General features: G+C 63.6%; 22 protein-coding genes. 8 read left to right on the top strand and 14 right to left on the bottom strand.

Annotated elements, in window-relative coordinates; all coding sequences use genetic code 11:
- Positions 1 to 130 precede the first annotated feature (130 nt).
- Positions 131 to 1,078, top strand: a complete 948-nt coding sequence (locus GQO94_RS01715) for a homocysteine S-methyltransferase family protein (protein ID WP_156839410.1) — start codon at positions 131 to 133, stop codon at positions 1,076 to 1,078.
- A 54-nt stretch (positions 1,079 to 1,132) separates the two neighbouring features.
- Here the strand turns inward: GQO94_RS01715 and rpoD are convergent, their stop codons facing one another.
- The 3 genes from rpoD to GQO94_RS01700 are packed head-to-tail and all read right to left on the bottom strand — an operon-like array spanning position 1,133 to position 5,548.
- The gene (gene rpoD / locus GQO94_RS01710) at positions 1,133 to 3,154 is read right to left on the bottom strand and encodes an RNA polymerase sigma factor RpoD (protein WP_156839409.1); all 2,022 of its coding nucleotides are present in this window, start codon (positions 3,152 to 3,154) and stop codon (positions 1,133 to 1,135) included.
- A gap of 59 nt (positions 3,155 to 3,213) precedes the next feature.
- Positions 3,214 to 5,064 carry a DNA primase gene (gene dnaG, locus GQO94_RS01705; RefSeq protein ID WP_156839408.1) on the bottom strand — a complete coding sequence of 617 codons (1,851 nt, stop codon included), beginning with the start codon at positions 5,062 to 5,064 and terminating at the stop codon, positions 3,214 to 3,216.
- Between the two features lie 31 nt (positions 5,065 to 5,095).
- Positions 5,096 to 5,548 (bottom strand): GatB/YqeY domain-containing protein, encoded by a 453-nt coding sequence (locus GQO94_RS01700; RefSeq protein ID WP_156839407.1) that lies wholly within the window; start codon positions 5,546 to 5,548, stop codon positions 5,096 to 5,098.
- Positions 5,549 to 5,702: 154 nt separating this feature from the next.
- On the opposite strand from GQO94_RS01700, the gene carA reads away from it, so the two are divergent.
- The 3 genes from carA (at position 5,703) to greA (ending at position 10,826) form a co-directional block, all read left to right on the top strand.
- Entirely contained in the window at positions 5,703 to 6,869 is a 1,167-nt protein-coding gene (gene carA, locus GQO94_RS01695) for a glutamine-hydrolyzing carbamoyl-phosphate synthase small subunit (RefSeq protein WP_156839406.1), read from the top strand.
- A gap of 51 nt (positions 6,870 to 6,920) precedes the next feature.
- Positions 6,921 to 10,244: a carbamoyl-phosphate synthase large subunit gene (gene carB, locus GQO94_RS01690; protein WP_156839405.1), complete on the top strand. Its 3,324-nt coding sequence runs from the start codon at positions 6,921 to 6,923 to the stop codon at positions 10,242 to 10,244.
- 105 nt (positions 10,245 to 10,349) lie between these two features.
- Positions 10,350 to 10,826, top strand: a complete 477-nt coding sequence (greA, locus tag GQO94_RS01685; RefSeq protein WP_156839404.1) for a transcription elongation factor GreA — start codon at positions 10,350 to 10,352, stop codon at positions 10,824 to 10,826.
- A 105-nt stretch (positions 10,827 to 10,931) separates the two neighbouring features.
- Here greA and GQO94_RS01680 read toward each other — a convergent pair whose 3' ends face one another.
- From GQO94_RS01680 to GQO94_RS01660, 5 genes are all read right to left on the bottom strand, one after another.
- Positions 10,932 to 11,159 (bottom strand): DUF4170 domain-containing protein, encoded by a 228-nt coding sequence (locus tag GQO94_RS01680; RefSeq protein ID WP_156839403.1) that lies wholly within the window; start codon positions 11,157 to 11,159, stop codon positions 10,932 to 10,934.
- 67 nt (positions 11,160 to 11,226) lie between these two features.
- Complete coding sequence (locus tag GQO94_RS01675; protein ID WP_156839402.1) at positions 11,227 to 11,826, bottom strand: hypothetical protein; 600 nt, start codon at positions 11,824 to 11,826, stop codon at positions 11,227 to 11,229.
- A complete protein-coding gene (locus GQO94_RS01670) occupies positions 11,810 to 12,127 on the bottom strand; it encodes a hypothetical protein (protein ID WP_156839401.1) in 318 nt (105 codons plus the stop codon). The genes GQO94_RS01675 and GQO94_RS01670 overlap by 17 nt, the downstream gene beginning before the upstream one ends.
- Positions 12,124 to 12,519 carry a phage holin family protein gene (locus GQO94_RS01665; protein ID WP_156839400.1) on the bottom strand — a complete coding sequence of 132 codons (396 nt, stop codon included), beginning with the start codon at positions 12,517 to 12,519 and terminating at the stop codon, positions 12,124 to 12,126. The genes GQO94_RS01670 and GQO94_RS01665 overlap by 4 nt, the downstream gene beginning before the upstream one ends.
- Before the next feature lie 29 nt (positions 12,520 to 12,548).
- Positions 12,549 to 13,049: a hypothetical protein gene (locus GQO94_RS01660; protein WP_156839399.1), complete on the bottom strand. Its 501-nt coding sequence runs from the start codon at positions 13,047 to 13,049 to the stop codon at positions 12,549 to 12,551.
- 171 nt (positions 13,050 to 13,220) lie between these two features.
- On the opposite strand from GQO94_RS01660, the gene eno reads away from it, so the two are divergent.
- On the top strand, positions 13,221 to 14,507 hold the full coding sequence (gene eno / locus GQO94_RS01655) for a phosphopyruvate hydratase (RefSeq protein WP_156839398.1): 1,287 nt from the start codon (positions 13,221 to 13,223) through the stop codon (positions 14,505 to 14,507).
- 61 nt (positions 14,508 to 14,568) lie between these two features.
- Here eno and GQO94_RS01650 read toward each other — a convergent pair whose 3' ends face one another.
- From GQO94_RS01650 to GQO94_RS01625, 6 genes are all read right to left on the bottom strand, one after another.
- Entirely contained in the window at positions 14,569 to 15,000 is a 432-nt protein-coding gene (locus GQO94_RS01650; RefSeq protein WP_156839397.1) for a MarR family transcriptional regulator, read from the bottom strand.
- Positions 15,001 to 15,187: 187 nt separating this feature from the next.
- Positions 15,188 to 15,451 (bottom strand): hypothetical protein, encoded by a 264-nt coding sequence (locus GQO94_RS01645; protein ID WP_198045743.1) that lies wholly within the window; start codon positions 15,449 to 15,451, stop codon positions 15,188 to 15,190.
- 167 nt (positions 15,452 to 15,618) lie between these two features.
- Complete coding sequence (ribH, locus tag GQO94_RS01640) at positions 15,619 to 16,047, bottom strand: 6,7-dimethyl-8-ribityllumazine synthase (RefSeq protein WP_156839395.1); 429 nt, start codon at positions 16,045 to 16,047, stop codon at positions 15,619 to 15,621.
- Positions 16,048 to 16,051: 4 nt separating this feature from the next.
- Entirely contained in the window at positions 16,052 to 17,353 is a 1,302-nt protein-coding gene (gene ribB / locus GQO94_RS01635; protein ID WP_156839394.1) for a 3,4-dihydroxy-2-butanone-4-phosphate synthase, read from the bottom strand.
- 56 nt (positions 17,354 to 17,409) lie between these two features.
- Positions 17,410 to 18,219, bottom strand: coding sequence for a crotonase/enoyl-CoA hydratase family protein (locus GQO94_RS01630; protein ID WP_156839393.1), 810 nt, complete (start codon positions 18,217 to 18,219; stop codon positions 17,410 to 17,412).
- Positions 18,220 to 18,471: 252 nt separating this feature from the next.
- Positions 18,472 to 19,542, bottom strand: coding sequence for a YihY/virulence factor BrkB family protein (locus GQO94_RS01625; RefSeq protein WP_156839392.1), 1,071 nt, complete (start codon positions 19,540 to 19,542; stop codon positions 18,472 to 18,474).
- 185 nt (positions 19,543 to 19,727) lie between these two features.
- On the opposite strand from GQO94_RS01625, the gene GQO94_RS01620 reads away from it, so the two are divergent.
- From GQO94_RS01620 to GQO94_RS01610, 3 genes are read left to right on the top strand one after another with little or no spacing between them, the layout of a single operon-like run.
- Complete coding sequence (locus GQO94_RS01620) at positions 19,728 to 21,977, top strand: autotransporter assembly complex protein TamA (RefSeq protein WP_332310808.1); 2,250 nt, start codon at positions 19,728 to 19,730, stop codon at positions 21,975 to 21,977.
- Positions 21,977 to 26,233 carry a translocation/assembly module TamB domain-containing protein gene (locus GQO94_RS01615; RefSeq protein ID WP_156839391.1) on the top strand — a complete coding sequence of 1,419 codons (4,257 nt, stop codon included), beginning with the start codon at positions 21,977 to 21,979 and terminating at the stop codon, positions 26,231 to 26,233. Before GQO94_RS01620 ends, GQO94_RS01615 begins: the two co-directional genes overlap by 1 nt.
- Positions 26,233 to 26,463 carry a hypothetical protein gene (locus tag GQO94_RS01610; RefSeq protein ID WP_156839390.1) on the top strand — a complete coding sequence of 77 codons (231 nt, stop codon included), beginning with the start codon at positions 26,233 to 26,235 and terminating at the stop codon, positions 26,461 to 26,463. Before GQO94_RS01615 ends, GQO94_RS01610 begins: the two co-directional genes overlap by 1 nt.
- The last annotated feature ends 12 nt before the right edge of the window (positions 26,464 to 26,475 follow it).

Genomic DNA, 26,475 nt, shown 5'->3' with positions numbered 1-26,475 from the left:
TCACTACGGACCGGCAAGACCCTGGAATTATTGAAGAAACACTGGCTAAAGCTGCCGTACCGCAAGTCGTCTGGATCCGCCCCGACATTTTCGAGACAAGGTCGGCAGTCCAATCAGGGAGATAAAGACAATGAAACCGGTCCAACGACTACTTCAATCCCGAACACCATTTCTGACCGATGGCGGGCTGGAAACATGGCTGTTCTTTCAGCAGGGCTTTTCCGCGCCGGAATTCGCCGCCCTGACGCTGATCCGGGATGACGCCGCACGCGAGGCCATGGAGCGCTATTTCGAAGGCTTTCTGGCCATCGCAGAAGCTGAAGGCCGTGGCTTCGTGCTCGATACCTGCACCTGGCGCGGGTGCACGACTTGGGCCGAACGCCTCGGTATGAGCCGGGAGGCGCTGCTCGATCTCAGTCGCGAGGCGGCTCAATTCGCGGGCGGTCTGCGCGATCGGTGGCAGGAACGCCTGCCCGCAATCGTGATGAACGGCGTGATCGGTCCTGCGGGAGACGGCTATTCTGCCGATAGCGTGCCGACGGCAGAGGCCGCGCAGGAACTGCATCGGCCTCAGATCGCAACCCTAGCTCAGGCCGGAGTGGACATGATCTCCGCGATCACGATGACCAGTATCGGCGAAGCGACAGGCATTGCCCGCGCGGCGACGGACGCCGGTTTGCCGTGCGTGATATCGTTCACCGTGGAGACCGATGGCCGCCTGCCCTCGGGCGATGCCCTGGGCGAAGCCATCGTCGCGGTCGATGACGCTACCGGAGCCAGCCCGGCCTATTACATGATCAACTGCGCGCACCCCGATCATTTCGGCGAAGTCCTGAACGCCGAAGAACCCTGGGTCGAGCGCATCGGCGGTTTGCGCGCGAATGCCTCACGGCTGAGCCACGAGGAACTCGACAACAGCGAGGTTCTGGACGAGGGCGACCCTGCCGAATTCGGCCGGCTTCACCGCGATCTCGCGTCGAAGCTGCCGGGACTGAAAGTCATCGGCGGATGTTGCGGAACCGATCACCGCCATGTCGGCTGCGCCGCGAAGAGCCTGCCGAAACTGATGGCGGCCTGACGAGATGCTTCGGCCATCCAAGAAGAAAGGCCCCGCAATGCGGGGCCTTTCGGATTACTGGTCGAGGAAGGAGCGCATCTTGCGCGAGCGGCTCGGGTGCTTGAGCTTGCGCAAGGCTTTGGCCTCGATCTGGCGGATACGTTCGCGGGTGACTGAGAACTGCTGGCCGACTTCCTCCAGCGTGTGATCGGTGTTCATGCCGATGCCGAAGCGCATGCGCAGCACGCGTTCCTCGCGAGGCGTGAGGCTGGCGAGCACGCGGGTCACCGTCTCCTTGAGGTTCGACTGGATCGCGGCATCGACCGGGATGATCGCGTTCTTGTCCTCGATGAAATCGCCGAGGTGCGAATCTTCCTCGTCGCCAATCGGCGTTTCGAGAGAGATCGGCTCCTTGGCGATCTTCATCACCTTGCGCACCTTCTCGAGCGGCATCGAGAGCCGCTCGGCCATTTCCTCGGGCGTGGGCTCGCGGCCTTGCTCGTGGAGGAACTGGCGGGAGGTGCGCACCAGCTTGTTGATCGTCTCGATCATGTGCACCGGGATGCGGATGGTGCGCGCCTGATCGGCGATCGAACGCGTGATCGCCTGGCGGATCCACCACGTCGCATACGTGCTGAACTTGTAACCGCGGCGGTACTCGAACTTGTCGACCGCCTTCATCAGGCCGATGTTGCCTTCCTGGATCAGGTCGAGAAACTGCAAGCCGCGATTGGTGTACTTTTTCGCGATCGAGATCACCAGACGCAGGTTCGCTTCGACCATTTCCTTCTTGGCGATGCGCGCCTCGCGCTCCGCCTTCTGCACCATGTTGACGATGCGGCGGAACTCGGGGAGCGCCATGCCGGTGGCGGCGGCGATGTCGGCCACTTCGGCGCGAATGCGCTCGACCGGATCGGCTTCGGCCTCGGCGAAAGCAGCCCACTTCTTGTCCTTGGACGCCATTTCGGCGAGCCAGGTGTCGTCGAGTTCGCGGCCGACGTAGCTTTGCAGGAAGTCGACGCGCTTGACCTTGTGGCGCTCGGCGAGGCGCAGCATCTGACCGCCCAGCGTCGTCAGCCGGCGGTTGAAGGCATAGAGGTTGTCGACGAGGTATTCGATCTTCGTCGCGTGGAATTGGACCGATTCCACCTGCGCGGTCAGTTCCTCGCGCAGCTGCTGGTACTGGCTTTCCTTCGCGGCGGGGAAATCGTTGCCGAGGCCCAGAGCGTCGAGACGCTCGGTCTGGATCTTCTCGAACTTCTGGAACAGCTCGGTGATGAGCGCGAACTTCTCGAGCGCTTCGGGCTTGAGGGCCGCTTCCATCTGCGCGAGGCTGAGGGTGTTGTCCTCTTCCTCTTCTTCCTCGCGCTTGGCGCGGCGCTCGGCGCTGCCGTCATCGTCTTCGTCGTCCGACGACGCTTCTTCCTCGGGCTCTTCTTCGTCTTCCTTGTAGGACGGACCGGCGGTGGCTTCGCTGATTTCGCCGTCATCGTCCGAATCGTCGTCGGACAGGTTCTCGGGCGCCGGCTCCTTGGACAGCATCGCATCGAGATCGAGGATCTCGCGCAGCTGCATTTCGCCGTTATTGAGCGCTTCGGACCACAGAATGATTGCGTGGAAGGTGATCGGGCTCTCGCACAGGCCCAGGATCATCATGTCCCGACCGGCCTCGATCCGCTTGGCGATGGCGATTTCGCCTTCGCGGCTGAGCAGCTCGACCGCGCCCATCTCGCGCAAGTACATCCGCACCGGATCGTCGGTGCGCTCGATCGTTTCCTTCTTCTTGGTGTCGACCACCATCTTGGGCGCGTTCTCGCCCTCGGGCTCGACCTCGTCGACGTCCTGCTCGTCGTCGGCCTGCGCGTCCTCGTCGTTCTCGACGATGTTGACGCCCATCTCGTTGAGTGCCGAGGTGATGTCCTCGATCTGGTCGGAGGACATGTCCTGCGGCAGCGCTTCGTTGAGCTCGTCGTACGTGATGACGCCGCGACGTTTGGCGCGCGCGATCAGCTTCTTGATCGAGGCTTCGTTCAGATCGATCAGCGGCGCGTCGGTCGCGTCGGTCTTTTCTGCCGTGTTGTCTTCGTTTTTGCTCATTCTACCGCCAAAAAGATCCTGATTCCTGCCGTGCCCCATCCGTGCGGGAGGCGCACCGGCTAGGGTACCGCCGCATTTCTCGTCGCCATGTGCCTGAGCCGACGATCGAATTCCAGCTTTCTCTTGAGCAGACGCTGCTGCTCTTCGAAGGCCTCCTCGGACAAGTCGCTTTCGAACCTCTCCGTCGCGTCTGCCAAGGCCGCCTCCAAAACCGGGCGTTCAACCAGCAACTCCAAAGCCCGGGAAAGGTCCTGAGCCGCTTGTGCCGGGTCCGCATCGGGATCGAGAAAACCGAAGCGGAGCCCCGCGTATTCGGCGGGATCAGGCCCTTCCAGACCGTGCTCTGCCAATATGGTCGAAAGTTGGCCGCTTTCAAGCGTCATTGCTGCGTCGCAACAATCCAGGAGCCTGCCAAATCGCGGATCGAGGGCCGGCGTTCGCGCCAGGGCATCGGCATGACGATCGATCTCGAGGGGCCAGCGGATCAGTCCGGCAAGGACTGCCGCCGACAGGGCATCACGTGCGCTGCCCTGCGAGGCGCGACGCAAGCGGCCAAGCGATTCGGGTGACGAGGGCGGACGCGGCTTCTCGAAATCGCGGCCGCCCCGGCGCGGCGCAAAATTGCTTTGGCGGCGATCGGGGCGGGGCGGGAACGCGAAGGCGGAATAGCGATCGAGCAGTTCGCGGCGATAGAGGCTGGCAATATCGCTGTCCGCGATCGCATCAACATGCGCCATGAGCCGCGCTTTGAGGCCCGCCTTGTCTTCTGGCGTCGCGAGGGAGGCCCCGTCGCGTTCCTGAACCCACAGCACGTCGAGCAGCGACTGCGCCTCTCCGAGCAACGTTCTGAGCGCTTCGGGCCCCTTTTTCTTCACCAGATCGTCGGGATCGAGGCCTTCGGGCAGCCGCGCGATCCGCAGCGAGTGGGACGGGCGGAGCATCGGCAGCGCGCGCGTAACCGCTCGCATGGCCGCGCGCTGGCCGGCGGCGTCGCCATCGAGGCACAGCACCGGCGTTTCGACTTGCCGCCAGAGCAATTCGATTTGCTCTTCCGTCAACGCGGTGCCGAGCGGGGCGACTGCCTCCTCGATCCCGGCGGCGGCCAGCGCGACCACGTCCATGTAGCCTTCGACCACGACCATCCGCCCCGATTGGCGTGCGGCCGGTGCGGCGCGGTGCAGATTGTAGAGCGTGCGGCCCTTGTCGAAGAGCGGCGTATCGGGCGAGTTCAGGTACTTCGGGGCGTCCGTCTTGTCCTTGGCCAGGATGCGCCCGCCAAAGGCGATCGCCCGGCCGCGCACGTCCTGGATCGGCAGCATCAGCCGGCCGCGGAAGCGATCGTAGGGATCGCGGCCCTCGACGGCGATGCGCAGCCCCGCCTCGATCAGCATGGGCTCCGGAAAACGCGCCAAGGCCGCCTTCAGCGACTGCCGCTCGTCCGGCGCGAAGCCGAAGCCGAACTTGCGGACGGTCGCGGCATCGAACCCGCGGGTCGCCAGATAGTCGCGCGCGGCCTTGCCGCCTTCGCCCTCGAGATTTGCGACGAACCATTCCTGCGCCGCTGCCATCACGTCGTGCAGCGAGGCGCGCTGCTCGGCCTGCTTTGCGGCGCGCGGATCGGGCGCGGGCACGTCCATCCCCGCTTCGGCGGCGAGCTCCTTGACCGCATCCATGAACTCGAGGCCCTGGTGATCGGTCATCCAGCGGATCGCGTCGCCATGCGCCCCGCAGCCGAAGCAGTGGTAGAAGCCCTTTTCGTCGTTGACGGTGAAACTTGGCGACTTCTCGTTGTGGAACGGGCAGCAGGCCTTGAATTCACGCCCTGCGCGAATCAGCCGCACCGAGCGTCCGATCAGCGCCGACAGCGTGATCCGCGTCCGCAGCTGATCGAGCCACTGCGGGCTCAGCATCGCATCCTCCCGGAAAGGGGAGGGGGCCGGTTCACGCGAGCGCGGCCTTCACCAGACCGCTGGCCTTGGACATATCGAGCTGCGGGCCGTGGCGGGCTTTGAGTTCGCTCATAACCTTGCCCATGTCCTTCATGCCTTCGGCACCGGTCTCGGCCTTGATCGCCGCGATCGCGACTCGGGTTTCCTCTTCGGACATCTGTGCGGGCAGGAATTCCTCGATCACTTCCAGTTCGGCGCGTTCGTCCGCGGCGCGTTCGGGCCGGCCGCCTTCCTCGAACAGCTGGATGGATTCGCGGCGCTGCTTGGCCATCTTCTGCAGCACTTCGATGACCAGCGCATCGTCGTCAGGTGTGGTCGCGGCGGTGCGCAATTCGATGTCGCGATCCTTCAGCTTGGCGAGGATCAGCCGCACGGCAGCGGTGCGGGGCTTGTCGCCGGCCTTCATCGACGCGACTTGCGCGGCCTTGATCGTATCGCGGATCATGGAAAATCGTCCATCCTTGCCTATGTCTGGTATGCTGGAGCAGATAGGCGGATATGGACGCGTTTTCCACCGCAGCCTTGACGCCTTGCACAACCGTGTCTAGCCGATGGGCCTTAGCACTCATCGTTCGAACGCCGCATAACGGAGCGACCCCATGGCCGACCCCGCATCTTCGCACGCGCCCAAGCCCGACGGGGCCACCGGCGTTCTGGTCCTTGCCGACGGGACGGTCTTGTGGGGGCGGGGCTTCGGCGCCGTCGGGACCGAAGTCGGCGAAGTGTGTTTCAACACCTCGATGACCGGATATCAGGAAGTGATGACCGACCCGTCCTACGCGGCGCAGATCGTCACGTTCACGTTCCCGCATATCGGCAACGTCGGCGTCAACGAAGAGGATCTGGAATCGAAAGTCGATTCCGCGGTCGGCTGCATCGTCCGCCAGGATGTGACGCTCGCCTCCAACTTCCGCTCGCGCGGGGAATTCGATAACTGGCTGCGCGACCATGGCAAGATCGGTCTCGCCGGCGTCGATACGCGCGCGCTGACGCGGCGGATCCGAGTGAAGGGCGCGCCTAATGCGGTGATTGCCCACGATCCGCATGGCAATTTCGATATTCCCGCACTGGTGAAGCGCGCGCAGGATTGGCCCGGTCTGGAAGGCATGGACCTCGCCAAGCGCGTCAGCCGCCAGATCCAGGAAGGCTGGGAAGGTTCGGTCTGGACGCTGGGGCAGGGCTATGGCCGATCCCCGCGCGATGCGCGGCCGCACGTCGTCGCGATCGACTATGGCGCCAAGGACAACATTTTCCGCAACCTGGTGAAAGCCGGCGCGCGCGTGACCGTGGTGCCTGCCGAGACCACCCTCGAGAAGATCCTCGAACTCGCGCCGGACGGTGTGTTCCTGTCGAACGGCCCGGGCGATCCCGCCGCGACGGGGCGCTACGCCGTGCCGGTGATCAAGGAACTGCTGGAGCGCGACGTGCCGATCTTCGGCATCTGCCTCGGCCACCAGATGCTCGGCCTCGCCGCCGGCGCGAAGACCGCCAAGATGTTCCAGGGCCACCGCGGTGCCAATCATCCCGTGAAGCGGCTCGCGGACGACTATGTCGAGATCACCTCGATGAACCACGGCTTCGCGGTCGATGGCGACACGCTGCCCGATACCGTCGAGCAGACCCACGTCTCGCTGTTCGACGGCACCAATTGCGGCATTTCGATCAAGGGCAAGAAGGCGTTCGGCGTGCAGTACCACCCCGAGGCGAGCCCCGGCCCGCAGGACAGCTTCTACCTCTTCCAAAAATTCGTGGGGATGCTGAAGTAGGTCTGGCCCCCCGCCAGCCACTGACCCGACCCAACTGACAGAAAGCCAGTCATGCCCAAGCGTACAGACATCTCCTCGATCCTCGTCATCGGCGCCGGGCCGATCATCATCGGTCAGGCCTGCGAGTTCGACTATTCGGGGACGCAGGCGATCAAGGCGCTGAAGGAAGAGGGCTACCGGGTCATCCTGGTAAACTCGAACCCGGCCACGATCATGACCGACCCGGACATGGCGGACGCGACCTATATCGAGCCGATCACGCCCGAAGTGGTCGAGCGGATCATCGAAAAGGAAAAACCCGACGCGCTGCTCCCGACTATGGGCGGGCAGACCGCGCTCAACTGCGCGCTCGATCTGTTCGAATCGGGCGTGCTCGACAAGCACGGCGTGCAGATGATCGGCGCCAACGCCGACGCGATCGACAAGGCGGAAAACCGCCAGCGCTTCCGCGAGGCGATGGACAAGATCGGGCTGGAATCGGCGATCTCCGGCGTCGCGCACTCGATGGACGAGGCCTATGCCGTGCTCGAACGCACGGGGCTGCCCGCGATTATCCGCCCAAGCTTTACGCTGGGCGGAACGGGCGGCGGTGTCGCTTACAACCGGTCCGAGTTCGACCGCATCGTGCGCGAAGGGCTCGACGCGTCCCCGCGCAACGAAGTTCTGATCGAGGAATCGCTCCTCGGCTGGAAAGAATACGAAATGGAGGTCGTGCGCGATCGCAACGACAACTGCATCATCATCTGCGCGATCGAGAACGTCGATCCGATGGGCGTCCACACCGGCGATTCGATCACTGTCGCCCCGGCACTGACGCTGACCGACAAGGAATACCAGATCATGCGCACTGCCTCGCTCGAGGTGCTGCGCGAGATCGGCGTCGAGACCGGCGGCTCGAACGTGCAGTTCGCGGTCAACCCGGCGGACGGTCGCCTGATCGTGATCGAGATGAACCCTCGCGTGTCGCGTTCCTCGGCGCTGGCATCAAAAGCGACCGGCTTTCCGATCGCACGCGTCGCCGCCAAGCTGGCGGTCGGCTACACGCTCGACGAAATCACCAACGAGATCACCGGCGCGACGCCCGCAAGCTTCGAGCCGACGATCGACTACGTCGTCACCAAGATCCCGCGCTTCGCTTTCGAGAAGTTCAAGGGATCGAAGAACGAGCTTTCGACCGCAATGCGTTCGGTGGGCGAAGTCATGGCGATCGGCCGCAGCTTCCCCGAATCGATGCAGAAGGCGCTGCGCGGGCTCGAGACCGGGCTGGACGGCTTCAACCGCATCCCGTCGCTCGAAGGCGCGGGGCGCGATACGATCACTGCCGCGCTGTCCAAAGCAACGCCGGATCGCCTGCTCTTCGTCGCGCAGGCGATGCGCGAAGGCTTCTCGGTCGAAGAAATCCATACGATCACGCATTACGATCGCTGGTTCCTGCGGCACATCGAGGACATCATTCGCGAGGAAGCGCGGATCATGGCCGAAGGCTTGCCGACGGATGCATCGGGCCTGCGGCGACTCAAGTCGATGGGCTTTTCGGACAAGCGGCTGGCGACGCTCGCAGTGCGTTCGGTGCACGTTGCAGGTGGGCTGGCCGAGACGCAGGCGAAGCGCTCCGGCCTGCTGCACGACACGATCCGGGCAATGGCCGGCGCGACGAGCGAGGAAGAAGTGCGCGCACTGCGAGAGAAGCTGGGCGTCCACCCCGTGTTCAAGCGGATCGACAGCTGCGCCGCCGAGTTCGAGGCGATCACGCCCTATATGTATTCGACGTACGAGGCCCCCAGCTTCGGCGAGCCCGAGAACGAGGCCATGCCGTCCGACCGGCGCAAGATCGTGATCCTCGGCGGCGGCCCCAACCGTATCGGGCAAGGCATCGAGTTCGACTACTGCTGCGTCCACGCCTGCTTCGCGCTGGGCGAGGCGGGCTACGAGACGATCATGGTCAACTGCAATCCGGAGACCGTCTCGACCGACTACGACACTTCGGACAGACTCTATTTCGAGCCGCTGACGATCGAGGACGTGCTCGAGATCCTGCGGGTCGAGCAACAGAACGGCGAGCTGGTCGGCGTGATCGTCCAGTTCGGCGGGCAGACCCCGCTCAAGCTCGCCGCTGCACTCGAGAAGGAAGGCATCCCGATCCTGGGTACCTCGCCCGACGCGATCGACCTTGCCGAGGACCGCGAGCGCTTCGCGGCGCTGGTCGACAAGCTCAATCTGAAGCAGCCTGCTAACGGCATTGCCCGCAACCGCGACGAGGCAGCGGCAATTGCGGGCCGCATCGGCTATCCTGTCCTGATGCGGCCGAGCTACGTGCTGGGCGGACGGGCGATGGAGATCGTCGATTCCGAGCAGCAGCTCGACGACTACATCGAGAATGCGGTGCACGTTTCGGGCGATAGCCCGGTGCTGATCGATCAGTATTTGCGCGATGCGATCGAATGCGATGTCGATGCCCTGTGCGACGGCGATCAGGTCGTTGTCGCCGGCGTGATGCAGCACATCGAGGAGGCCGGCATTCACTCGGGCGACAGCGCCTGCACGCTGCCGCCTTACAGCCTGCCGCCCGAAATCGTTCAGGAGATGGAACGCCAGGCGGATCTGCTGGCGCGCGGCCTCGGCGTGCGCGGGCTGATGAACGTGCAGTTCGCGGTCAAGGGTGGCGAAGTCTACCTGATCGAAGTCAATCCGCGGGCGAGCCGCACCGTCCCCTTCGTCGCCAAGGCGATTGGTCAGCCGGTCGCCAAGGTCGCCTCGCGCGTGATGGCGGGCGAGAAACTCGCCGATTTCGAGCCGTTCAAGCGCGAGCTCGATTACATGGCGGTCAAGGAAGCGGTGTTCCCCTTCGCCAAGTTCCCCGGAGTCGACCCCGTGCTCAGCCCGGAGATGAAGTCCACCGGCGAAGTCATGGGCATCGACCGCGATTATCCCCGCGCGTTTGCGAAGGCGCAGCTGGGGGCCGGCATGCGCCTGCCGACCGAGGGTACGGTCTTCGTTTCGGTCAAGAGCGACGACAAGCCGCAGATCCTGCCGGCCGTGCAGGAACTGGTGAAGCAGGGCTTCCGCATCGTCGCGACCAGCGGCACGCAGAAGTACCTGAGCGATGCCGGACTGCCGGTCGAGCTGGTCAATAAAGTGGCCGAAGGAAGGCCGCACATCGTCGATAAGATCATCGACGGCGAGATCGCCTTGATCTTCAATACGACCGAAGGTTGGCAGAGCCTCAAGGACTCGCAGTCGATCCGCGCATCGGCGCTGACGTCGAAGGTTTCGATCTTCACCACGGCTGCCGCCAGCAAGGCGGCGTCCGAGGCGATCGGCGCGATTCGTGGCAGCCAGCTTGAAGTGCGGTCACTACAAGATTATTATAGCTAAAATCGATCTTGCCTCCCCACATCGCGAATGGTCGGCCCGTACCGGGAAGGTGCGGAAAACCATAGTCGTTGTGGGACGGGAGGCGCAGGAGGAAGAATTACTACAATGGCGAGTGTCGAAAAGCTGCCCATGCTCGCGGAAGGCTACGAGAGGCTAACCGCTGAGCTGAAGGCCCTGCGCGAAGAGCGTCCCCGGATCGTCGATGCGATCGAGGAAGCGCGCGCTCATGGCGACCTTTCGGAAAACGCCGAGTATCACGCGGCGAAAGAGCGTCAGGGACAAGTCGAGGCGACCATCGCCGATCTCGAAGACCGGATCAGTCGTGCGCAGATCGTCGATCCCACCACGCTCTCGGGTGAGAAGATCATCTTCGGCGCCACCGTCACCTTGATCGACGAGGACGACAAGCCGGTGAAGTACCAGATCGTCGGCCCTTACGAGGCGGACGCCAAGGCCGGACGCATCAGCTACAATTCGCCGCTGGGCAAGGCGCTTATCGGTCGTAAGGTCGAAGAAGAGATCGAGGTCACCGTGCCTGCGGGCGACAAGTTCTATCTCGTCAACAAGATCGAGTTCATCTGATCCCGTCGCGCGCGACGCGCGGATATAGTCCTGGACACGCGTAGATAGCCCCATGGCCCAGCTGCTTAGAAGCGGCAGGGCCATGGGGCTGTTGCGTGTGCGAGATTATTTGTCTTCCGGCAGCTGGTCGGGCCAGAGCAGCCGATGCAGGTGGACGAGAACGTACTTCATCTCGGCATCGTCCACCGTGCGCTGCGCGTTTGCGCGCCAGGCGTCTTCAGCCGAGGCATAGTCGGGAAAGACGCCGACGATATCGAGCTGGTCGAGATCGGCGAACTCGGTGCTGCGCGGGTCAGTGACGCGCCCGCCGAATACGAGGTGAAGCTTCTGCATAGCAAAGGGGGCCATTCCGTTTGGTTGAAGGCCCCCTTTACCGTGCTGCATGTGCGAACCGCAAGCGTCAGGAGCGGATGCGGCCCTTGATTTCACCGGCCCGAAGCAGGATTCGGTCCGTAAGCGAGAGAGAAGGCTTGGGATAGCCGATCAAGCGCGTCGATTTATCGAGTGCGGCGTGAGACAACCGGCTTGCCCGATCGGCTGCCGCGTCGCCAATACGTTCCGCCCGATTGCGGGCCGAATAAGCGAGGGCCCCGGCAGTGCCGAGAGCTGCGGATCCGGCGCGCTCGACCCGGTTCGCGGCGCGCTCACCGAGGCGCTCGGCCGAATGCCCGAACGAAAGCGCGCTGCGCTTGGCGCTGTCGCCGAAGTCCTCGACCTTGTCGGCGGCTTCGTGACCCAGCATCATCGAGGTTGCTGCGGCCATTTCGGCCAGCTCCATGGCGCGGTTGGCCATCCGGCGACCGGCCCGGCGGGGCAGCAGGGCACCGACCGCAGCACCGACCGCGATACCACCGGCGATCGTGAGGACCGGATGCTTCTTGATCCAGGCGATCGCCTTGTCCGATGGGCGCTCTTCGGGGTGCTTGGCCGGAAGGGCCACCACGTTGGTGTGCGGGGCCGTCGAGGTCTTGGGCGGGGTTTGGTTAATCTCCGTCGCCATCGTCATCATTCCTTTCCGATGAACCGAACAAGTCTTCGGTCCACGCAATTAGCGGGCTCTTCACCAACCAAAGCACTAGGGCGAAGATGGTTCCGCCAACGACGGCTGGATTCTCCTGTGCGACGACTACGGATTCGTCGAACGTTGCCTTGGCCTTTTCCACCAGGTCGTCCGCGATCCGGCCAGCAACGCCGCGCGCGGCGAGATCGGCCTTCACTTGCGCAAGTCGCGTCTCGTACGCATCGCGAGCGGCGTTGCGGACGGCTTTTTCCTGGAGCACCTTGCGGGCAGTGGCAGTCATGATTGGCTCTCCGAACTCCGGTCATCGCCGATGATCACCATCGTCTCCTTGAACTTGCTGCGGGCCACGAGGGCGACCACCAGTGCAAGGCCAAGCAGGACGATCGTGACGAGGGCCATCGATCCCCACGCGGTGAGCAAGGGCGCCAGGGCAATGATAAGACCGACGACCAGCGCCATCATCGCGAAGAATGCGAGTACCGCCGCGCCGACAAGAAGGCCTGCAATCTTGGGCAGGCTCTTGCCGGCGTAAGTGGCTCTCGACTTCTGAAACGCGAATTCGGCTTCGGCTGCGGTACGGGCTTCGTCCGCCAGATCCCGCAGATCATCCTGCAGCGACCGGTCGCGCGCCTCTACACCTTGCGCGACCACGGTCGCCGGATCATGTATCATTTCTTGCAATCCGCCCCCCTCGCGCGGCTTCACTTGCCCTTGAACAGACGTCCCAGAAAGAAGCCCGTCGCGGCAGCCATGCCGACGGCGAGCGCCGGGCTCTGGCGGACGAAGGCCTTCGCATCTTCGCCCAGTTCATCGAGCGTCTTTTCGTCGAGCCGCAGGGCCGCGCCGTTGATGGAGCTCGCAGCGCCCCGCGCATAATCGCCGTACTTCACGCCGACCTTCTCGTCGATCACGGCCGCGTTGTCTTCGATCATCTTGCTGACCGAAGTCATCGCCTGGCTGGTCTTGGCCTTGCCTTCGTTGGCGAACATGAAGGCCCTTTCCCGGGCCTCGTCCGACTTCACCTTGGCGTCTGAGCTCAGGCCTTCCTTCTTGTCGTAGAACTTGCCGCGATATTCGTCGGCACGGGCCTGCGCTTCCTTGCCGAGCGCCTGTGCGCCGGCTTTCGCTTCCTCGACGGCCTTGGCGAAGTGATTCTTTGCGGCGGTGTCAGCAGCTTCCGCTGTGATTTCAGGATCGACCATGGCTCTCGTTTCCTCCTTATTACCCCAGACGGGATGGCACGGTAGTACGGACAAGTGCACGGTATCGCACATTCCGTCTTAGTGCTGCAACGCAACTTGCCTGCGAAAGTTCCGCTGCTATGACGCCGCCAAAGCCGCAAAGTCGCGGCATAGCGAGAAGGAAAGCGCCGCATGACCGCGATCATCGACATCCATGGTAGGGAAATCCTTGATAGCCGCGGCAATCCCACGGTTGAAGTCGACGTGCTGCTGGAAGACGGCAGCTTCGGCCGCGCGGCGGTGCCTTCGGGTGCTTCCACCGGGGCCCACGAAGCGGTCGAACTGCGCGACGGCGACAAGGACCGGTATCTCGGCAAAGGCGTGACCAAGGCGGTCGACGCCGTGAACGGCGAGATCGCCGACGCCTTGCTGGGTCTCGATGCCGAAGATCAGCGCGATATCGATCGCGCCATGATCGAGCTCGATGGTACCGAAAACAAGGCGCGGCTCGGCGCCAACGCGATCCTCGGCACCAGCCTCGCCGCCGCAAAAGCAGCCGCCAGTGCGCGCGGGCTTCCGCTCTATTCCTACATCGGCGGGGTTTCGGCGCATCTGCTGCCCGTGCCGATGATGAACATCATCAATGGCGGCGAGCATGCCGACAATCCGATCGATTTTCAGGAATTTATGGTCATGCCGGTGGGGGCCGGGTCGATTGCGGAAGCGGCCCGCTGGGGCGCCGAAATCTTCCATACCCTCAAGAAGGGGTTGTCGGAAAAGGGGCTCGCGACCGCGGTGGGCGATGAGGGCGGTTTCGCCCCCAATCTGGCCAGCACGCGCGACGCGCTCGATTTCATCATGGCTTCGATCGAGAAGGCCGGCTTCAAGACCGGCAGCGAGATCATGCTGGCGCTCGATTGCGCCTCGACCGAGTTCTTCCGCGACGGCAAGTACGAGATCAATGGTGAAGGCCTGAGCCTCGCACCCGAAGCTTTCGCGGATTACCTTGCGGATCTTTGCGACGCCTATCCGATCATCTCGATCGAGGACGGCATGAGCGAGGACGACTTCGCGGGCTGGAAGGCGCTCACCGACAAGGTCGGAAGCAAGGTCCAACTCGTCGGCGACGATCTGTTCGTCACCAATCCCAAGCGTTTGACGATGGGGATCGAGCAGGGCCTGGCCAATTCGCTGCTGGTGAAAGTCAATCAGATCGGATCGCTGACCGAAACCCTCGAAGCCGTCTCGATCGCGCAGCGTGCCGGTTACACGGCGGTGATGTCGCACCGTTCGGGCGAGACCGAGGATGCGACCATTGCCGATCTGGCGGTCGCGACCAATTGCGGGCAGATCAAGACCGGCTCGTTGGCGCGGTCCGATCGTCTGGCGAAGTACAACCAGCTGATTCGCATCGAGGAAGAGCTTGGCGCTGCTGCGCAATACGCCGGGCCGGAGGCGTTCGGCCGGCTCAAGCCCTGATCCGGCAGGCTAATTCTTAGGCGGGGCCGAGGCGGGCAGGGCTGGAGGTGGCTTAACCTCTCTAGCCGCCCGCAGCGGCTTCGTGCTGCGCGCTGTTCAGTATGATCGATCGGCTGACTTTGGTCGAAGGCACCGCCGATCCAATGCAGGCACTCGTCACCGAAACACGGCGGCGCTCTTTCTCGGCGATGAAGAGATCCAGCAGGATATCCCAGGCCGGTTCGCCGAACAGGTCTTCGTTGGCGAAGATCTTGGGGCGGCGGCGGCGGTCCGCATAAGCCTGCCGCGCCAATTCGCCCCAGAGCGGATGATCCTCCGCCGGATTCTCTCGCAGCGACGGGCTCCGCCGGGCTGCAGAAATGGGTACGGGCTGACCTTCTTGGCTGACGACCGCCTTTTCGAGGTCATGCGCCATGGCGAGAAGTTCGTTGGCGACGCCGATGAGGCGACTGGCTCTTGCGCGATTGCGCATGATCTCTTCGCGCGTGTCCATAGGTGTCGATTTCATCCACAACCGGTACTGCGTTCCGGACATGCGGCACCGGTCACTCGCACCCAGCCCGAGGCCTAAGCAAACGACTCCATCTGCAAAAACAGCAGGTTGGACGTCAATGTGAAAGTTCGTTTGCCCTGTTCCCATCGGCACAAGATCACGTTTGCCGGGGCAGGTCGCCGTGATGCTAGTCGGAAGTGGAGGTAATACGCGCTATGTCGAACTGCTTACACAGGGTGTCGACGCACGTCTGTAAATGCGCGGCGGCTAGAAGGGCCCCGCAGCGCTCGAGTTCAGGGATTTTGGCGGATAGTTCATTGGCGAGGCGACGTGCTTCGCGGATCGATGCCACGACTGTTTTCTCCAGTTCTGTTGGCATTTCGACGTCCGCGCGTAGAAATCCCATGGTGCGACCCATCAAATGCGCGTGGAATCCCGACCACTGCCGCATCTCATTCTTAATATATCCATTACGGTGTGAATTCACCGAATTCGTCAACGATCTTCTCAAGGATCTTGCCGGTCAGGTTCGGTTGATCTCCATCGTTCTATTTATGCACATCTACGAGGTTGGCGAGGCGGTTGCAACGCTATCGCGGTTCAAAATGGAGAGCCGTGTTAACCATTTGCGTCGAACCTCTTGGCGAGCTGCATGAGCGCAAGCGCGGCGCGTGCCGCTTCGCCACCCTTGTCCTTCTGGGTGTGGTCGGCCCGAACGAGCGCTTGTTCCTCGTTCTCGACCGTCAGGATCCCGTTGCCGATGGCGACGCCGTCCATGGTCAGCGCCATGAGACCGCGCGCACTTTCTCCGGCGACGATTTCGAAGTGGTACGTCTCGCCACGGATCACGACGCCGATGGCGACGAAGCCATCGAATTGCCCGGATTCGTGTGCCAGCGAGATGGCGGCGGGAATTTCCAGCGCGCCGGGAACGGTGACCACTTCGTAGTCATGGCCTGCCGACTCGATGGCCTGCACGGCGCCCGCAATAAGCATGTCATTGAGGTGCTCGTAAAAGCGCGCTTCGACGATGAGTATCTTTGCCATGTGCCTAATTTCCTCCGTCGTCGATCGGTCGTTCACCGACGATGCTCAATCCGTATCCCTCGAGCGCAACCAGCGAATGGTGCGTGTTAGTCAAAAGGACCATGTCGTGGACCCCCAGTTCCGCGAGAATCTGCGCGCCCACACCGTAGTCGCGCAGTTCCTCCAAATCCGGGATCTCGCCCGCCTTGACGCGTTGCTTGATGTCGATCGTCCGGCTCAAAAACTGGGTCATCGGACGATTGATCAGCACGATCACGCCGGCCCCTTCCTTGGCGATCAGTTCCATCGAACGGTGCAACAGGTCCGCCCTGTCGCCTTGCTCTTCACCCAGAATATCGGCGAAGACCGAAAGCGTGTGCATGCGCACCAGCGTCGGCCTGGAAGGATCGATGTGGCCTTTGATCAGCGTCATCGTCTCGTCGCCGGTCGCGCGGTTGAAATATGTGCGGGCGGTCCACTGGCCACCGTAACGGCTCGAGAACTGGATCTCGCCTCTCTTCTCCAGCATCCGGTCGTGCTTGCGGCGATAGGCGATGAGATCGCGGATCGTGCCGATCTTGAGGTCGTGAAGCCGCGCGAACGCCATGAGGTCGTCCATCCGCGCCATCGTGCCGTCATCGCGCATGATCTCGCAGATCACGCCCGAGGGATTGAGCCCGGCCAGTCGCGAAATATCGACCGCGGCTTCGGTATGGCCGGCGCGTACCAGAACGCCGCCGGGGCGCGCGCGCAGAGGAAAGACGTGTCCCGGGGTGACGATATCGTCCCGCCCCTTGCTGCCGTCGATGGCGACCGACACGGTGCGCGCCCGATCCGCAGCGGAAATGCCGGTGGTGACACCTTCGCGCGCTTCGATCGAGATGGTGAAAGCGGTTTCGTAATGAGTGCCGTTGTTACGGCTCATCGGCTCGAGGCCGAGTTGAGCGCAGCGCTCGCTCGTCAGCGACAAGCAGATCAACCCGCGTCCATGCGTCGCCATGAAATTGATCGAGGACGGCGTTACCATTTGCGCGGGGATGACGAGATCGCCTTCGTTCTCGCGATCCTCGTCGTCGACCAGAACGAACATCCGGCCATTGCGGGCCTCGTCGATGATTTCCTCGATGGGCACGAGCGCCGGGCGTTCATCGTTCGAAAAGAGAACGCGCTCCAGTTTGCCCAGTGTGTCGGCGGTCGGGTTCCAATCGTCCTGCGTGCAATCGCGCAGAGTGTTCGCGTGGAGTCCGGCTGCGCGGGCAAGCCCGGATTTGCTCATTCCGCCTTCGCTGACAAGCTTTCGAACCTTTTCGATGACATTTGCCGCCATGCTCCCACTCCCATCACATTATGATGTGAAGTGAATATGATGAATTCACATTGTAATCAAGTGCCGTCGAAATCGGGGCGGCGTTTTTCCAGAAATGCGTCGACCGCTTCCGCATGATCGCGGGTCATGTGGACATTTGCCTGCATCGCCGCTGCCATTTCGAGCACTGTCGCGAGATCGGCGCGTCGGCCTTCCCACAGCAGCCGCTTGGTCATCCGCACGGCATGCGGCGGATTGGCTGCGATCCGTCGCGCCAGGGCGAGAGCTGCCTCATGCAATTGCTCTGGCGGGACGACTTTGGAAACAAGCCCAAACGAAAGCGCCTCGGCGGCATCGATCGGATCGCCGGTCAGCGCCATTTCCGCCGCTTTCGACCAGCCGACCACGCGCGGCAGCAGCCAGGATCCGCCGTCGCCCGCAATCAGGCCAAGCTTAACGAAACTCTCAGCGAAGACGGCGCCCTCGGCGGCGATCCTGAGGTCGCACATGCACGCCAGGTCACAGCCGGCGCCCATCGCCGCGCCATTGACCGCGGCGATGACCGGCACTTCAAGCGCGGCGAACGCCATCGGCAACCGCTGAATTCCGCGCTTGTAGGCGAGTCGCGTCGCCACCGGCGACCCGGCGTTGAGATTGCCGCCCGCTTTCATCTCGCGAATATTACCGCCGGATGAGAAGCCTTTGCCTGCTCCCGTCAGGATCGCGACTCGGGCAGCGGGATCGCTGTCGAGTCGAGCAAGAGTGGTCAGGAGCGCCTCGATCATCTCGGGATCGGAAATGGGATTGCGAATTTCGGGTCGGTTCAGCGTGATCAGCACTACGCCGTCCTCGACGGCTTCGTAGAGAACGGCGCTGGGGTTCGACATGGCTGGGGGCTCCTCTTCGCTTGGTGTGCGATAGGCAGCTTCGGCTCCGCCGCCAAGGGGCGGAGCGGTGCTCTCGCCCGAAGCAGGGGGGCCGAAAGAAGGCGGGCTCGGCGCGGATAAGGTCCCCGATCATGCTTGGGCGGAATTTCAACGCCCCGGCTGTTCGCCGCTGCCCTCCGATGCAAGCCCGAAGTCGGACAATCGCAATTCTACCGTACTCGCGTTTGCGCTGTGGGATTGCGTGCGGGGCTCCTAGGCCTCGGCTTCGAGCGACTCGTCGTCGGTTTCGTGCTTGCGACGCGCGCGCTCGGCATGGCGCCGGCGGCGTTTTTCGAGGGATTCGGTCGTGGGGACGGTATCGTCGACGACGTCGGCGAGGCTCGCGCCGCGCTCGCCCACGGGGCGGTCGGGGCCGATCGTGGTATCGATGACGATCTGCCGCTCGATCTCGGCATTGAGCAGCGCGCCGACCAGCACGCCATAGGCGCTCAGGAACAGCCACATGAGGAACACGACGATCGCCGAAAGCGAGCCGTACGTCGCGTTGTAGTCGCTGATATACGCCACGTAGAGCGAAAAGCCGAACGAGATCGCGATCCACAGGATGGTGGCCAGCAACGATCCGGGCGTCAGCCATTTCCACTTCGCCGGCCGGCGGTCAGGGCCGTAGCGCATGATCAGCGCGAAACCCGTGGTGCCGAGCAGGATCGCAGCGCTCCACGTCAGGATCTTGAACAGGAACTGCGTCGATTCGCCGAGCAACACGCTGGTCTGCGTCTGCAGCCAGGCGAACACGCCACCGCTGAGCACGCCGGTCAGCGCAATCAGAATCGCCGCGAGAGTGAGGCCGGCGGCGCGAAGAGTGATCGTGATGAAACTGCGAGTCTCATGCTCGTCGTTAATGATGTTCAGGGCACTGATCATGCCGTTCGCGGCGCGCATCCCGCCGTAAATGGCGAAGAACAGCGCGATAACCAGCGCCAGACCCGTCACGCTCGAGCTGGTGCTGACGATTTGCAGCAACTGCTCTTCGATGAGAGTGGCGGCATCGGACGGTACTACGTTGACGATCGCCTGCATCTGGTTTTGCACGGTCTCGGGATCGCCCACGAGACCGTACATCATGACGGTTGCCGCGATCAGCGGAGTGAGCGCAAGAAATGTAAAGAAAGCAAGACCGGCAGCGAGCAGTCCCAATTCGTGAAAACCAATCATGACGTAGACGCGCTTGGCGATTTGCCACCAAGCCTTGGCGGGCATTTTCCAGGGGGCTCTCGCGGTCGCGCCGGGATTGGATTTCGGCGATGTAGCGGTTTCGCTCATTTGGGCCCTCGGTGATTGATTTTGGGAACTTTTTAGTTCACGTGCGATTACGGATCGGATGGGGTCCGCGCCGCCGGATTGCCGGCATGGGGAAGCAGATCATACTTGGCACGTCGAAGCAAATGACCGAGCGGCTGCGAGGTTCCATCCAGCCCCTCTTTGGTTCAGGAATCATAACGTTAGCCTTGATCCTCTCCGCCACCTCGGCTGCGGCGCAGGAAGCGTCCGCCGATGTGTCCGGCAAGGATGTCGTGGCCGAAGACACCCTGTCGACGGCGGAGCCCGACGATTTGCGTGCGGGCGACGTGCCCGTGCCGCCCGAGCCCGCGGGCCTGCCCGAAGTCGAGCCGATCATTCCGGACGAAGAGTTCAACGATACGATCCCTTCGCTCGATCCTGCCGATGACGACGAGCTGCAAAAGCCGCTCGAATCGATCGATGCGTTCGAACAGCGGCTCGCGCGCGAGGCCGCCAGCGATGCCGGCGAAAAGCCTGTCACTGCGGCGAATGCGGATAGTGACGCTCCGCTTGGCGAGCCCGCTCTGGACGACGGCGACAGCACCGAAGAGATCGGCGACGCGCCCGTCCGCGATGCCGAACTGAGCGCGCCTTTGCCGCCGCTCGATCAGTTCGAGGTTCAGCCGGTCGAGTTCGCCGAAAATGCGACCGACGATGCCGAGCCGGTCAAGATCGCATACAAGACCAAGATCGACGGCCTCGAAGCTGTCGACGAGGAAACCGACCTCGATCTCGAAAGCGAATTCAAGGGCTTGTCCGCGTTGCGCGATGGAGACGGGGAAGCCGCCAATGTCGCGATGCTGTCCGCACGGCTGACCGAGGACAGCGAACTGCTCAAGACGATCCTCGCGTCGCAAGGCTGGTACAGCCCATCGGTGACGACGCGGATCGACCGCTCCGAAACCGAAGACGGCACGCCGCTGATCGCGGTGCTGCAAGTTACGCCCGGCAAGCGCTACAACTTCACGGATATCAAGATCGAGGCCGATCCGACCGAGCCGGCCGATCTCATCTCCGAGAACTTCGCGCTCACCGTGGGCGAGCCGATCGTCGCCGAGCGCGTGCAGGGGGCGGAGGCTCAGCTTGCGCTCGCGCTGCCCGAGAACGGGTATCCCTTCGCCGAAATCGGCCAGCGGGACATTCTGCTCGATCCCGATACCGGTGGCGGCGACTATACCCTTCCGGTCACGGTCGGGCCGCGCGCCCGCTTCGGCGGTTTTGCTACCGAGGGCGATCTCGCGTTCGATGCCGAACACGTGGGCGTGCTCGCGCGGTTCGAGCGCGGCGAACTTTACGACAGCCGCATGGTCGACGATCTGCGCAAGGCGCTGGTTGCTACCGGACTGCTTTCCACCGTCTCGGTCGAGCCGAAGCGAACCGGAGAGGCTGCGGGCGACGGCACCGAGTTCGTGACCATCGACGTCAACCAGGATGCAGGGCCACCGCGCACGATCGGCGGCAGCGCCGGCTACGCGGCGGGTCAGGGCTTCACGCTCGAAGGATCGTGGACGCATCGCAACATGTTCCCGCCCGAAGGCGCGCTGATCGTGCATGGCATCGCCGGCACTCAGCAGCAGGGAGCGGGCGTGACGTTCCGCCGGTCGAATGCCGGGAAGCGCGATCGCACGTTCGAAGTCACCGCCGAAGCCCTTCGCGCCGATTACGATGCCTTCAACGCCTATACCGGCCGCCTTGCCGCTCGCATCAGCCGGGATTCGACGCCGCTGTGGCAGAAGCGGATCACGTATGCCTACGGTGTGCAGCTGATCGGCACGGCCGAAAAATCGTACGATTTCGATGCCGGCGAGAAACGCCGGCGGACGTATTACATCGGCGGCATCTCGGGGCAGCTCGGCCTCGACACCAGCGACGATTTGCTCAATCCGACCAAGGGCTTCCGCCTTACCACGCTGATCGAGCCCGAAGGGTCCCTTGGCGGGGGCTTCAATCCGTACGTCCGGGCTCGGATCGACGGCTCGGCCTATTATCCCATCGGCAACAGCTTCGTCCTCGCCGGCCGCGTTCGCTTCGGTACGATACAAGGCGCGGACTTGTTCGACATCGCGCCGTCGCGGCGGTTCTATTCGGGCGGCGGCGGCTCGGTGCGCGGCTTCGGCTTCCAGAAGCTCGGCCCGCTCGATCCAGAAGGCGATCCGATCGGCGGGCGCAGCCTGAACGAAGCGGCGGCGGAAGTCCGCTACCGTTGGGGCAACTTCGGCATCGTCGGCTTTGTCGATGCCGGCCAGTCTTACGCGGCGACGACGCCGCAGTTCTCCGACATGCGCTACGGCGTCGGTCTCGGCGGGCGGTTCTACACCAACTTCGGACCGATGCGTCTCGACGTCGCGACTCCGCTGGGTCGACGCAAGGGTGAGTCTTTGATCAACGTCTACGTCTCGATCGGGCAGGCATTCTGATGGCCGATCCCGAAACCCCGCCCGAAGAGACCGTGACCACCGAAGAGCAGGTCGAGACGAGCGGCTCGCCCTCGCGCCGGCGGCGCTGGGGCATTCGCGCAGCCAAGACGGTCGCCGCGATCGTGCTCGGCCTCGTTGCGCTCATCGCCCTGGTCATCTTCGGGATCAATACCGGACCCGGCAAGCGCTTCGTCGCCAAGCAGATCGAAGCGCTCGAGTTCGAGAACGGCATGAAGATCCGCGTCGGCCGGATCGAAGGATCGCTTTACGGCGAAATGACGCTGCACGATCTTTCGGTGCGCGATCCCAAGGGCGAATTCCTGTTCTCGCCCGAAATCCATATCGACTGGCGACCGTTCGCGTACCTTTCGAACCACGTCGACGTCCGCTCCGCCACGGCCGAGCGGATGATCCTGCGCCGCGTTCCCGAATTCAAGGAGACGCCGCCGAGCGACGCGCCGCTGCTTCCCGACCTCGATATCGACGTCAATCGCTTCCAGATCGAACGCTTCATCGCCGAACCACCGGTCTCGGGCGAACTGCGCATCGCCAAGATCGATGCCGAAGTGCACATTTCCGACGGCCGCGCGCAGATCAATGCCAATGGCGGCACCGTAGCGGCGCAAGGCGCCAAGGGCGGCGATCGTTTCAAACTCCTGCTCGACGCAGTGCCTGCCAAGAACCGCCTAGCGATCGATCTCGATCTCAAAGCGCCCGCGGATGGCATGATCGCGGCGCTCGCCGGCCTGACGCAGCCCTTGCAAGTCAAGGCGGTGGGCAAGGGCGACTGGAACGCCTGGAACGGGCGGTTCGACGCCAATCTCGCGGGCAGCGAATTTGCCCGGCTCGCGCTGACCGCGCGCGACGGCACGTTCGGCATCAAGGGGCCGACGCAGATCGCGCGGCTTCTCGATGGCCCGACCGCGCAGCTGCTTGGTCCGGTCACCACGCTCGATCTGGTGACGGCCATGGGCGAGCGCAGCGCGACCCTGTCCGGCCGCGTGTTCTCCGATGCCTTTACCGCGTCGCCCAACGGAACGATCGATCTGTCGGACAACACGTTCGATGACTTCAAGCTCGCCTTCGTTCTGCTCAAGCCTTCCGCGCTGGCAGAGAACCTTTCGGGCTCCGGACTGCGGGCGATGCTGACGCTGAACGGTGCATTCGCGACGCCTCGTGTGCAGTACGCGATCAACGCGAACCGCATCGTGATGAACGACATGGGGCTCGAGAACTTCTCGGCGACGGGGGATGCGACCGTCAATTCGGACCGCATCCTCATCCCGGTCGAGGCACGCGCAGGGCGGATCACCGGCCTCGACACGGTGGCCGGCGGCTCGCTCACCAACGTGCGGCTCGATGGCGATGTCGCGATTTCGGGTCCGCGCATTCTGTCCGACAACATGCGGGTGCGTTCGGATCGCATCGATGCCAACGTGATCCTGCTCGCCGACATGAGCACGGGCCTTTATACCGGCGCGATCGACGGCAGGATCGACAACTACCGGGTCGAAAGCGTCGGCGTTTTCAATATCGAGACGGACATCGACCTCAAGACCGAGGGTCAGGGCTTCGCACTGGTCGGCAGCGTGCGCGCCCGGTCGACGCAACTGCTTAACGAGAGCATGAAAAGCTACCTCGGCGGCAACTTTGTGGCGTCGAGCGATGTTCGCTACGGCGACGACGGTGTCGCTCGGTTCAATCGCTTGCGGCTCGAAGCGCCCGATCTGCGCATTGTCGGCGGATCCGGCAGCTACTCGCCCGACGGCCGTATCACGCTGACCGCTGACGGCATCTCTGATCGCTACGGGAAGATCGGCGTGCGCGTCGCGGGAACGATCGCGGATCCCAACGCGCATATCACCGCCGAGAAGCCCAACCTCGGCATCGGTCTCGCCAATCTCGATGCGCGGATCGACGGCGTGCGCGGTGGCTATCAATTGGCTCTGACCGGCGATACCGATTACGGCCCGCTCAAGGCCGACGTCGTGCTGGAAACCGGCAACGCGCTCGCGGTTCAGATCAACAGCGCCAATCTGTCCGGTGTCGATTTCGCCGGGCGCATCGTGCAAAGCCGGGCAGGGCCGTTCACGGGCGAGCTGACCGCCAACGGCAATGGCCTGGGCGGTCTGGTCAAGCTCGGTGCGGAAGGGCGCTATCAGGCGGTCGACTTCAATCTGCGCGCAAACAACACGGTGTTTGCCGGTCCGGCCAATCTCGCGATCGGCTCTGCCATCATCGATGGCCGCGCGGTGCTTTACGACCAGCCCGCGATCGTCGCCGATGCACAGATTGCCCAGACCAGCTATGGCGCGCTCAGCATCACCGCCGCGCGCGTGCTGGTCGATTATCGGGATGGTCGCGGCCATGCCAAGGCGCTGCTCGAAGGCAACAGCGGGGTGCCGTTCCGCGTCGCCGCCAATGCCGATCTGAAGCCCGAACTCTGGCGCGTCGCATTGGACGGCAAAGTGCGCGGCATCGATCTGAACACGAAGACCCCGGCTCGCATTATCCCAAAGAACGGCACGTACGAGCTGCTTCCGACCGCGATCGGCCTGGGCGGCGGTACGGTGAAGCTGGCCGGTACCTACGGCGACGGCATGAAGCTTCAGAGCAGGCTCGAGAACGTCGACATGGCGCTGGTCAACGCGTTCTCGCCCGGTCTCGGCATCGGTGGCACCGCCAGCGGCAGCCTCGATTTCGAGCAGGCGAATTCCGCCGCTTTCCCGCGTGCCGATGCCCGTCTCCACCTCGACAACTTCACGCGCACCACCGCGGCTTCGGTGAGCCAGCCGATCGACGTCAACTTCGTCGGCAAGTTGCTGCCCGAAGGCGGCGAGGCGCGGGCTGTGATGCGCCGTCGCGGCACCGTGATCGGACGCATGGTTGCATCGCTGAAGCCGCTTCCGCCGGGTCAAGGCTCGTGGAACACGCGTCTGATGAGCGCGCCGCTGAGCGGCGGCATGCGCTACAACGGTCCGGCCGATACGCTGTTCTCCTTTGCCGGACAGCAGGACCAACGCTTGTCGGGCCCGATCGGCGTGGCAGTCGATTTCTCGTGCCGGGTCGCCGATCCATGCCTGCAGGGCGTGGTGCGTGGCAAAGGCCTCACTTACGAGAACCTGACATACGGCACGCGCTTGTCGAACATGGATGTCGTGGCGCGGTTCGATGGCAACCGGCTGCAGCTCGAACGGCTCAATGCCTCGGCGGGCGATGGTACGGTCGAGGCGAGCGGCTACGTCAGTCTGGCGTCCGATGCGGGCTATCCGATGGACATCGCGGTCACTCTCGACGATGCGCGGCTCGCACGCAGTGAAATGATCTCGGCGACGGCGTCGGGCCAGCTGCGTCTGTCGAAGAGTGCGGGACAGCTTGCGCTTCTCTCCGGCCAGCTTCGCTTGCCCGAGACCCGCTATACGATCGTTCGCGAAGGGGCCGCGCAAGTTCCGCGGCTGACCGGGGTGCGCTTCAAGCCTCCACGCGGTCGTCAGCGGATCACGGGCGAGGAACCCGCGGAATCGATGACCGGCACTTTTGCCAAGCTGCGGCTCGATATCGATTTGCGGGCACCTGAGAAACTCTACGTTTCGGGCATGGGCCTCGAATCCGAATGGAGCGCGAACTTCACCGTTGCCGGGACCAGCGATGCGCCGACGCTGGCAGGGCAAGTCGAACTGATCCGCGGCACGCTCGGCTTTGCCGGCAAGTCCTTCGAGCTGCAGGAAGGCGTCGTCCAGTTCACCGGCGGCCAGACGATCGATCCCACGGTGCGCATCGTCGCGACCGAAGATATCGAGGACGTCACCGTCAACGTGAACGTGTCGGGCCGCGCGAGCGATCCGCAGATCACCTTCGCATCGGTCCCGGGTCTGCCGCAGGACGAAATCCTGGCGCGCATTCTGTTCGGCAGCTCGATCGCCAACCTTTCGGCGATCCAGGCCGTCCAGCTCGCAAGCTCGCTGAACTCGCTGCGCGGTTCGGGTGGCGGTCTCAATCCGCTCGGTAAGCTGCGCTCCGCTGCGGGGATCGATCGCCTGCGCATTCTGGGACCGGACGAACAAACCGGTCGCGGCACCGCGCTGGCGGCGGGTCAGTACATCACCGACGACATTTACGTCGAGCTGATCACCGACACGCGGGGCTTCACTGCCACGCAGCTGGAAGTCGCGATCACCAAGTGGCTCTCGGTGCTGAGCCAGGCCGGCGGCTCGGGGGTCAACAGCGTCAACGTCCGCGTGCGGAAGAACTACTGATGCGATCGACGCTGGCACTGCTTACGCTCGTCGTGGCGCTCGCCGGCTGCAAGCGCGAGGCCACGTTCGACGAGCGCTTCGAGGCCGCGCGCGAGCAGACCAAGAAGACGTCCGACGAGATCCAGGCCGAGCTCGACGCGAAAGCGAAGAGCGCGGCCGAAGCGGCGGCTCAGGCGAGTGAGGCGGCACCCGACGCCATGGCCAGCATGCCGGCGATCATTGGCGCCTAGGGGCTTGCGTCA

The organism is Novosphingobium aquimarinum (assembly GCF_009746585.1).
In the GTDB taxonomy this organism is placed as follows: Bacteria; Pseudomonadota; Alphaproteobacteria; order Sphingomonadales; family Sphingomonadaceae; genus Novosphingobium; species Novosphingobium aquimarinum.
Note: the sequence above shows the minus strand (reverse complement) of the source record. Positions and strands in the feature narration are given on the sequence as shown.

Excerpts from the sequence above, each read along its gene's own strand:
- GQO94_RS01715 (WP_156839410.1), top strand. The coding sequence starts at position 131 with ATGAAACCGGTCCAACGACTACTTCAATCCCGAACACCATTTCTGACC.
- rpoD (WP_156839409.1), bottom strand. The coding sequence starts at position 3,154 with ATGAGCAAAAACGAAGACAACACGGCAGAAAAGACCGACGCGACCGAC.
- dnaG (WP_156839408.1), bottom strand. The coding sequence starts at position 5,064 with ATGCTGAGCCCGCAGTGGCTCGATCAGCTGCGGACGCGGATCACGCTG.
- GQO94_RS01700 (WP_156839407.1), bottom strand. The coding sequence starts at position 5,548 with ATGATCCGCGATACGATCAAGGCCGCGCAAGTCGCGTCGATGAAGGCC.
- carA (WP_156839406.1), top strand. The coding sequence starts at position 5,703 with ATGGCCGACCCCGCATCTTCGCACGCGCCCAAGCCCGACGGGGCCACC.
- carB (WP_156839405.1), top strand. The coding sequence starts at position 6,921 with ATGCCCAAGCGTACAGACATCTCCTCGATCCTCGTCATCGGCGCCGGG.
- greA (WP_156839404.1), top strand. The coding sequence starts at position 10,350 with ATGGCGAGTGTCGAAAAGCTGCCCATGCTCGCGGAAGGCTACGAGAGG.
- GQO94_RS01680 (WP_156839403.1), bottom strand. The coding sequence starts at position 11,159 with ATGCAGAAGCTTCACCTCGTATTCGGCGGGCGCGTCACTGACCCGCGC.
- GQO94_RS01675 (WP_156839402.1), bottom strand. The coding sequence starts at position 11,826 with ATGGCGACGGAGATTAACCAAACCCCGCCCAAGACCTCGACGGCCCCG.
- GQO94_RS01670 (WP_156839401.1), bottom strand. The coding sequence starts at position 12,127 with ATGACTGCCACTGCCCGCAAGGTGCTCCAGGAAAAAGCCGTCCGCAAC.
- GQO94_RS01665 (WP_156839400.1), bottom strand. The coding sequence starts at position 12,519 with ATGATACATGATCCGGCGACCGTGGTCGCGCAAGGTGTAGAGGCGCGC.
- GQO94_RS01660 (WP_156839399.1), bottom strand. The coding sequence starts at position 13,049 with ATGGTCGATCCTGAAATCACAGCGGAAGCTGCTGACACCGCCGCAAAG.
- eno (WP_156839398.1), top strand. The coding sequence starts at position 13,221 with ATGACCGCGATCATCGACATCCATGGTAGGGAAATCCTTGATAGCCGC.
- GQO94_RS01650 (WP_156839397.1), bottom strand. The coding sequence starts at position 15,000 with ATGGACACGCGCGAAGAGATCATGCGCAATCGCGCAAGAGCCAGTCGC.
- GQO94_RS01645 (WP_198045743.1), bottom strand. The coding sequence starts at position 15,451 with ATGCGGCAGTGGTCGGGATTCCACGCGCATTTGATGGGTCGCACCATG.
- ribH (WP_156839395.1), bottom strand. The coding sequence starts at position 16,047 with ATGGCAAAGATACTCATCGTCGAAGCGCGCTTTTACGAGCACCTCAAT.
- ribB (WP_156839394.1), bottom strand. The coding sequence starts at position 17,353 with ATGGCGGCAAATGTCATCGAAAAGGTTCGAAAGCTTGTCAGCGAAGGC.
- GQO94_RS01630 (WP_156839393.1), bottom strand. The coding sequence starts at position 18,219 with ATGTCGAACCCCAGCGCCGTTCTCTACGAAGCCGTCGAGGACGGCGTA.
- GQO94_RS01625 (WP_156839392.1), bottom strand. The coding sequence starts at position 19,542 with ATGAGCGAAACCGCTACATCGCCGAAATCCAATCCCGGCGCGACCGCG.
- GQO94_RS01615 (WP_156839391.1), top strand. The coding sequence starts at position 21,977 with ATGGCCGATCCCGAAACCCCGCCCGAAGAGACCGTGACCACCGAAGAG.
- GQO94_RS01610 (WP_156839390.1), top strand. The coding sequence starts at position 26,233 with ATGCGATCGACGCTGGCACTGCTTACGCTCGTCGTGGCGCTCGCCGGC.